Below are 6966 nucleotides of genomic sequence, written 5' to 3'. Positions count from 1 at the left end.
GGGCGGGCTGGGGGTTATCGTCGTTGCTCATTTCCTTGACCTCGGACTTGAAGATGCGCATGGATCGACCCAAGGATCGGGCCGCATCCGGCAAACGCTTCGCGCCAAAGAGGACAAGGATGACGAAGACGATAAGGGCAATTTCCCAGAAGCCTAGAGTTGGCATAGTTACCTCTCAGTAGCTGTCGGTGACGTGTGGTCGTTTATGAACTGATCATACGCGTCGAGTGCAGCACGAGCGCGCACGAGGCTCGCTTCTTGTGCCACCGCCGGCGAGGAGATTCTCACATTCTCCCCGAGCGATGCCACGAAGCAATAGAGCCAGTGCGGATGCAGCATGCGCACTGTGGCTGGATACCATCCATCGATAGGCTCCAGCTGAAGCTGTACAGGATAGTATTCTGCCACCCATAGCGCCTCTTCTTTTAACTGGATGTGTACGTCTTCCCCCGAACTCGTGAGATCGAAGGGATCATCGGCGTCCAGGGTGACGATGCTGGGGACCTCCCGCGGCAGATCGAGCACGCCCGCGCTGTGGGCGCGGTCGGCACGAAAGGTGCGCTCAGCAGCGCGGTCGTGGTCCCAGCCACGCACATAGGAGTGGCCATCGTGATCGAAGATGGCGACGGGGCTGATAGTGCGCTGCTGGGGCTCGGCGTCGAGCGCCCCGGAGTAGCTAAAACGCAGCTGCTTATCCACGGCCACGGCGTGGCGCACCGTGGCGAGAAAATCTCGTTCCGCGGCGGAGAGGCTCTGCTCCACATCCATCACCGGCGCCCCAGCGGCGCCGAGCGCTGTGCGCAGTTTCTCGGCAGCTGAGGTGATGGAGTCCACATCGGCCACCGAGCCACGCGATTCTAGGGCTTCGAGGGCGAGCAGCAGCGCGCCCGCCTCACTGGCGGTGAGGTTGAGCGCTTTGTCCATGCCTTGGCTATTGGTGATGGTCACGGACTTAAAATCCGTTTCGAAATCCACCAAGTTATCGGGCATCAACCCCGGGGTTCCACAGCACCACAACCGGCGCAAATCGGCGGCGATCTCACCGGGCGAGCGGCCTAGATCGGCGGCGGCCTCAGCGATGGTGGTGTCGGGATGCGCCTGGAAATAGGGAATGAGATTGAGCAAGCGAACGAGATCATTGACCCGCTCGCCGGTGTGTGCACGGGCCATGAGATCAGTGTCCTTCCGCGGTGTCTGGGTCGAGGGACTCCTGGGTGGCTATGAATCCACGCAAGCGGTGCGTGATGGCCTCGACGGCCTCCGGCGGCGAGGTGACCAGCACCTCCGGTGCCTCACCTACCGCGGTGGTAACCAGCCAGTTGAAGTCCACACCGCTGAGGCTATAGTGCCCAGGCTCTGTTTCCTCCGCGGCACGCAAGAGTTCGGAGCTAAAACTGGGAGATTGCTGTAGCACGAGGTGGGCGTCGACAAGCGGCTGGCGAAAAGACAACAGTTCGGTGATGATCTCCGCGGGCGTGGTCTCGGCCGGTGGCTCGTGGGTGCGCGGACCGTTAGCGGCGATGTTATCGATGCGGCTGATACGAAACGCTCGTGGGGCTGTGCGGTCGAGATCGAAACCGAGCAGGTAGATCCGGCCGCCGACCGGGGCGAGCGCCCAGGGATCCATGGCGCGAGGCTGCGGGTCGGCGCCGACATGACGGTAGTAATCGAAGGTGATGGACAACCGGCGATGGCACACTCGCACTAAACGCTCGAAGGTGGTGGTACTCAGCGTGGAAAGATCACTCACGCTGGTGTACTCCCCTGCTGGGCTGAGCTCCCCGCGCTGCGCCCCGCCGGCGGCGATCTTGGTCCAGCCGGAGCGGGCGAAGGTAGCGAGCTCGCCGCTCATGCCCTGCTCCCCCGCGAGCGCCAGAACACTCGCTTCCTCGGGGGTGAAGGTCATCTCCGGCAGCGAGTAGCGCGACTCCACGAGGCGGAAGCGCTTGGTGTTGAAGATATCTTCCTCAGAGACGATGGGCACGCCCACGGCGCGCAATACCGCGCGGTCGCGCTGGAACATCTTGTCAAAGGCGGCATCGCTTTTGTTCTGGTATCCGGACACATGGGTGCGGATCCATTCCTTGCTCAGCCCGCGGCCCTGGGCCGGGGCATTGAGCAGAGCGAAGGTGAGGTTGATGGCTCGTTCCAGAGCCTCTTCGCTAGCCGTGCGCGTACTGGGGGAACTCATAGCCTCAGGTTATCGCGTTGGCGGCAGCAGTGTGCGCCTTCACACAAAGGAAAATGCTTCTCCATATAGGCGATGAGCGCATCCACGTCCGGATCGGTAGTGGCGAAAGGATCGCCGAGCTCCACCAGCTGCGGCTCCGGTCGTGAGACTTTCATCCGCATCCAATCCACCGCCACCGGCGCGGCCCGGGTATAGGCGGCGTCGAGGAAACGGCCCCGCAGGTGGGCGCGGGTGGTCGTCGGCGCGTGGAACATCGCGGCGTCAATGGCCTCGTCGCTCGTCCAGCGATTGATCAGGCCTTTGCGCTGCAGCAGCAGCGCCAGCCCGCGATCGGGGGCGATGTCGTGATAGGTCAGATCCACCTGCGCCAAGCGGGGATGATCCAGTCCACAGCCGAGACGCGTTTGATAACGCTGCAGCAGGGACCGCTTGATCACCCAGTCGATATCCCGCGAGACGGGGGTGAAGTCACCGGTGTCGAAGCAGGTAATCACCTTCTCCCACAGCTCGACGACCCGCTCGAGTTCGGCGTTCGGCTCGGGGCGCTGCTGCAGCCACTGCTGGGCAGCGTGGAGATAGATGCGCTGAATTTCGAGCGCCGGCAGTGTGGAGCCATTACGCAGTGGCACGGCTGCGGCCCCGCTGAGATCGCGGGAGATCTCGCGAATCGCGCCCACCGAGGATTCCAGCTCCACATCGGGTAGCGGCATGCCTGCCTCGATGAGTTCGAGCACCAGCAGGGTGGAGCCGAGCTTGAGGGCGATGGTGGGCTCGGCCATGTTGGCGTCGCCGACGATCACGTGCAGCCGCCGATAACGCTTGGAATCAGCATGCGGTTCATCGCGGGTGTTGATAATCGGCCGAGTGCGGGTGGTGGCCGAGGACACCCCCTCCCACACGTGGTCGGCCCGCTGGGACAAGCAATAGCCGAGCGAGAAATCATCCGCCTGCGGCAGCCGTGGGTGATGTATCATTCCGGCGCCACAGATGAGCTGGCGGGTAATCAAAAAAGGCAGCAGGGTACGCGAGAGCACCTTCAGCGAGGTATCCCGAGAAACAAGGTAGTTCTCGTGGGCGCCATAGGAGTTTCCGCGCGAATCCACGTTGTTTTTGAAGAGATAGATCGAGCCGGGATAGCCCATGGTCTCGAGGCTCGTCTGGGCCTGTTCGGCCAGCTGATTCACCAGCCGATCACCGGCGATGTGATAGTTGATGAGCTGCTCGATGGAGTCGCATTCCGCGGAGGCGTATTCGGGGTGATCGCCCACATCCAGATAGAGTCGGCCGGCATTGCGGGTGAAGATATTCGTGGAAGAAAAACGCTCGCGGATTGGCCGGTACAGGTGGCGGGCCACCTCGTCCGGGGTGATTTCGCGGCAGCGCTGTCCTGGGGCGCAGCGGAAACTCACACCGTATTCGGTTTCAATTCCCATGATGCGCCGCAGAATCGCGGCCTCGACGGATTCCGCTGCTGCGTGCTGCGTCTCTGGCGTACTATCCCCGTGTGTCATTGTGCTGGCCTACTGTCCGCCCTTTTGCACATAGGCACGCACGAATTCTTCGGCGTTGTCCTCGAGCAGATCGTCGATCTCGTCGAGCAGCTCGTCCGTGCCCTCGGTGCTGATGCTCAGTTGGCCGAAGCCGCTGTCCTGGTTGTTCTCTTCTGGACCGCCACCGGGGGTGGTGATCTGTTCTTGTGCCATCGTCATTGTCTCCTTGAGTTAATCGGGGTTGATCATTCGCGCCGCGGCGGCGGCTGTGGGCTGCTCGAAGGCAGCGGCGGTATCGGCGTGGGTATATCCATCGACGGCGACCATCGGCACCGTGAGCATCGCCTCGCCTTCGGCCACCACCACGCGGTCCCAGTTGGCGCCCACGACCTCATCGGGATAGCGCGTCATAAACATCCCGCGGGTATAGGCGCGCGAATCCTTGGGCGGCTCATAGGCGGCGCGCCGGATGGTCTCTTCATCCACCAGGGTGCGCATGCGTTGTTTGCGCACCAAGGCGTGATAGAGCGAGGTACGCGGATCGATATCGCTATATTGCAGATCCACCAGCGCAATCTTGGGATCATCCCAGCTGGCCCCGCGCGCCACGAAGCCCTGCATGAGCGCGTACTTGGCTACCCAGTCCAGCCGGTCCGCCGCCGCAAGCGGGTTGGTGGCAAGTAAGTCCGCGGCCTCATCCCACTCCGAGAGCAGCCGCTTATCGACGCTATCTCCCACCGCCGCAGCCGCACGGCGGCGGTACTCGCCAAGGATCTCCAGCGCCGTGAGGCGCCGGCCATCGGCGAGCTCGAGGCGGTGGCTGAGCGTGAGATCACGGGATACGGCCGAGACCTCGGCCACAGGATGCGCGAGAGCCAGATCGCTGAAGCGTTCGCCGCGCTGAATGGCGGCGATGACGAGGGAGGTCATGCCGAGTTTGAGGAAGCTCGAAATCTGCGACATGGAAGCGTCGCCGATGATCACGTGCAGCCGACCATAGTGTTCATCGTCAGTATGAGACTCATCGCGCGTGTTGATAATGCCGCGGTTGAGCGTGGTCTCTAAAGAGATCTCTTGCTCGATATAGTCGGCGCGCTGGCTGATCTGGAAGCCCGGCTGTTCACCATGGCTACCCAGCCCCACTCGACCGGCGCCGATGACCACCTGGCGGGTGACGAAGAAAGGAATGAGCGCGGCCGCCAGTTCATCGAAAGGCACGGTGCGGGAATAGCGATAGTTCTCGTGGGCGCCATAGGAGGCGCCCTTGCCGTCCACATTGTTTTTGTACAGCTTAAGCGGCGGGCACGGCTCGTGCTTATCCAGCGCGCTCACCCCAGCCTCGCTCAACTCCGCCACTGCGGTGATGGCGTCAAGCGCTACCCTGTCCCCCGCTTGGTCGAACACCATAGCGTGTAAGGGGTCCGCGGTCTCTGGCGAGGACACCTCGGGGTGGGCGTGATCCACATAGAACCGGCCGCCATTGTCGAGCACGAGATTGGCCACCCCGAGCGCGTGGGGGTCGATCGTCGGTGCGGTGTGATAGCGGCGCAGATCAAATCCGCGTGCATCGCGCAGCGGGGTTTCTGGTCCGAAGTCCCATTGCGTGCCCCGCCGTGCACCCCGCGAGGTGGCATATCCCACCACCGCGTGAGTGGAGGAGATAATCGGGCTTAACAGCGGTGTGCTCGGGGTGGAAATACCGTACTCGGTTTCGGTGCCAATGAAGATCATGAGAGCACCACCTGGGCCTCCACCACGCGCGCGCCGTGCCGGCCGGTAATCCGCGCCCACTCATCGGGGTTGGAGGTATTGGGCAGATCCTCGTTTTCTTTCATCTCCACCCGCACGGCCTCGCGGAGGTGCTCGGCAGAAAGGCCGCAGACTGTGTCCTGGGGATGCGCCAAATGCTGCTTGATGGCCAGCTTCTTGGCGCGGTCCACGATATTGGCGATCATGGCGCCGGAGACGAAATCATTGGTGTAGAGAGTCTCCGTGCAGCCATTCGAGAGCGTCAGCACCACATAGGGGCGCGGGGTAAAGAGCTCCTCTGTGGCGAGGCTAATGAGCTCCTCGCGCTCGCACGCCAAAGGAATGGTGTCGGTGATATAGCGGCTAAAGATCTCGCGGGCCTGCTCCCTATTCGGCCGGGACACCTTGATCTTCACATCCAAGCGGCCAGGACGCAGGATCGCGGGGTCAATGAGCTCCTCGCGGTTGGTGGCGCCAATCACGATGACATTGGCCACCGACTCCACACCGTCGAGTTCTGCCAGCAACTGCGGCACCACGGTGGTTTCCATATCCGAGCTGCGCCCCGAACCGCGGGTGCGGAAGATGGATTCCATCTCGTCGAAGAACACGATCACGGGGCGGCCCTCGCTGGCCAATTCCCGGGCGCGCTCGAAGATCAAACGAATCATGCGCTCGGTCTCGCCGACGAACTTATTCAGCAGCTCTGGGCCCTTGACGTTGATGAAATAGGAGGAGCCGACCTCCCCAATGCGCGCCGAGAGCGAGTTCGCCACGGCCTTGGCAATGAGGGTTTTGCCACAGCCAGGCGGGCCATAGAGCAGTACCCCCTTGGGCGGGTGCAGATCAAAGTGCTTATAGAGCTCGGGATGGGTAAAGGGAAGCTCCACGGCATCGTGGATCATCTCGATCTGCTCATCCAAGCCACCGATATCGGTGTAGGTGACATCCGGGATCTCCTCCAGCGCTAGCCGGTTGATCTCCGTGTGGGCCACGACCTCCAGCGCCATGAGGGCGCGGGAATCATAGAGCACCGTGTCGCCCGGTTTAACCGCGCCGGGCTCGCGTAGCGCATGCGCCACGGTGAGCACAGCGTTATCGCTGGTGGTGGTGCTAATCAGGATGCGCGAACCATCCAGTATTTCCGACACAGTAGCTAATTGGCCGGTGGTTTGGGTGCCGCACACCTCAACCACTGCGGAGCTCTCCCCCAGCCGCACCAAGGCGCCGGGCACCAACTCGGTTGCAGCGACCTCGGGGCTCACCATCAGCCGCATCCGCCGTCCGCCGGTAAAGACATCCGCGCTGGAGTCCTGATAGCCGGCGTCGAGCACGACCCCATAGGTACTGGGAGGCTGGGCCAGGGATTCCATCTGCTCGTTGAGCAGGGCGAGTTTATCGCGCGAGGACTTTAACAACTCCACGAGCTTGGTGTTTCTGCCGGCCAGCTCGCGGTTGATGCGCTGGAGGTGGCGGACCTCAAAGGTCGTCTCCTGAGCGTCGGTGGTCAAAATAGACGCATCTCCTCTAACAGTG

At 62.5% G+C, this 6966-nt stretch carries 7 protein-coding genes; all 7 read right to left on the bottom strand.

Annotated features, from left to right (window positions below):
• On the bottom strand, positions 1-166 hold a 166-nt coding region (gene tatA / locus GBB18_RS02530), incomplete at its 3' end, for a Sec-independent protein translocase subunit TatA (RefSeq protein WP_151640638.1).
• 2 nt (positions 167-168) lie between these two features.
• Positions 169-1170, bottom strand: coding sequence for a YafY family protein (locus GBB18_RS02525; protein ID WP_151548563.1), 1002 nt, complete (start codon positions 1168-1170; stop codon positions 169-171).
• Between the two features lie 4 nt (positions 1171-1174).
• Entirely contained in the window at positions 1175-2191 is a 1017-nt protein-coding gene (locus tag GBB18_RS02520; protein ID WP_151640637.1) for a YafY family protein, read from the bottom strand.
• Entirely contained in the window at positions 2188-3702 is a 1515-nt protein-coding gene (gene pafA / locus GBB18_RS02515; protein WP_151548565.1) for a Pup--protein ligase, read from the bottom strand. The genes GBB18_RS02520 and pafA overlap by 4 nt, the downstream gene beginning before the upstream one ends.
• Before the next feature lie 9 nt (positions 3703-3711).
• Positions 3712-3900: a ubiquitin-like protein Pup gene (locus GBB18_RS02510; protein ID WP_151548566.1), complete on the bottom strand. Its 189-nt coding sequence runs from the start codon at positions 3898-3900 to the stop codon at positions 3712-3714.
• Between the two features lie 12 nt (positions 3901-3912).
• Entirely contained in the window at positions 3913-5412 is a 1500-nt protein-coding gene (dop, locus tag GBB18_RS02505; protein WP_151640636.1) for a depupylase/deamidase Dop, read from the bottom strand.
• Entirely contained in the window at positions 5409-6944 is a 1536-nt protein-coding gene (gene arc, locus GBB18_RS02500; protein WP_192795891.1) for a proteasome ATPase, read from the bottom strand. The genes dop and arc overlap by 4 nt, the downstream gene beginning before the upstream one ends.
• Positions 6945-6966 lie beyond the last annotated feature (22 nt).

It is taken from the genome of Corynebacterium sp. 11A, assembly GCF_008930935.1.
Lineage (GTDB): Bacteria > Actinomycetota > Actinomycetes > Mycobacteriales > Mycobacteriaceae > Corynebacterium > Corynebacterium megadyptis.
Note: the sequence above shows the minus strand (reverse complement) of the source record. Positions and strands in the feature narration are given on the sequence as shown.

Coding starts and splice junctions, on each gene's coding strand:
- GBB18_RS02520 (WP_151640637.1), bottom strand. CDS start 2,191: ATGAGTTCCCCCAGTACGCGCACGGCTAGCGAAGAGGCTCTGGAACGA.
- GBB18_RS02510 (WP_151548566.1), bottom strand. CDS start 3,900: ATGACGATGGCACAAGAACAGATCACCACCCCCGGTGGCGGTCCAGAA.
- GBB18_RS02525 (WP_151548563.1), bottom strand. CDS start 1,170: ATGGCCCGTGCACACACCGGCGAGCGGGTCAATGATCTCGTTCGCTTG.
- dop (WP_151640636.1), bottom strand. CDS start 5,412: ATGATCTTCATTGGCACCGAAACCGAGTACGGTATTTCCACCCCGAGC.
- pafA (WP_151548565.1), bottom strand. CDS start 3,702: ATGACACACGGGGATAGTACGCCAGAGACGCAGCACGCAGCAGCGGAA.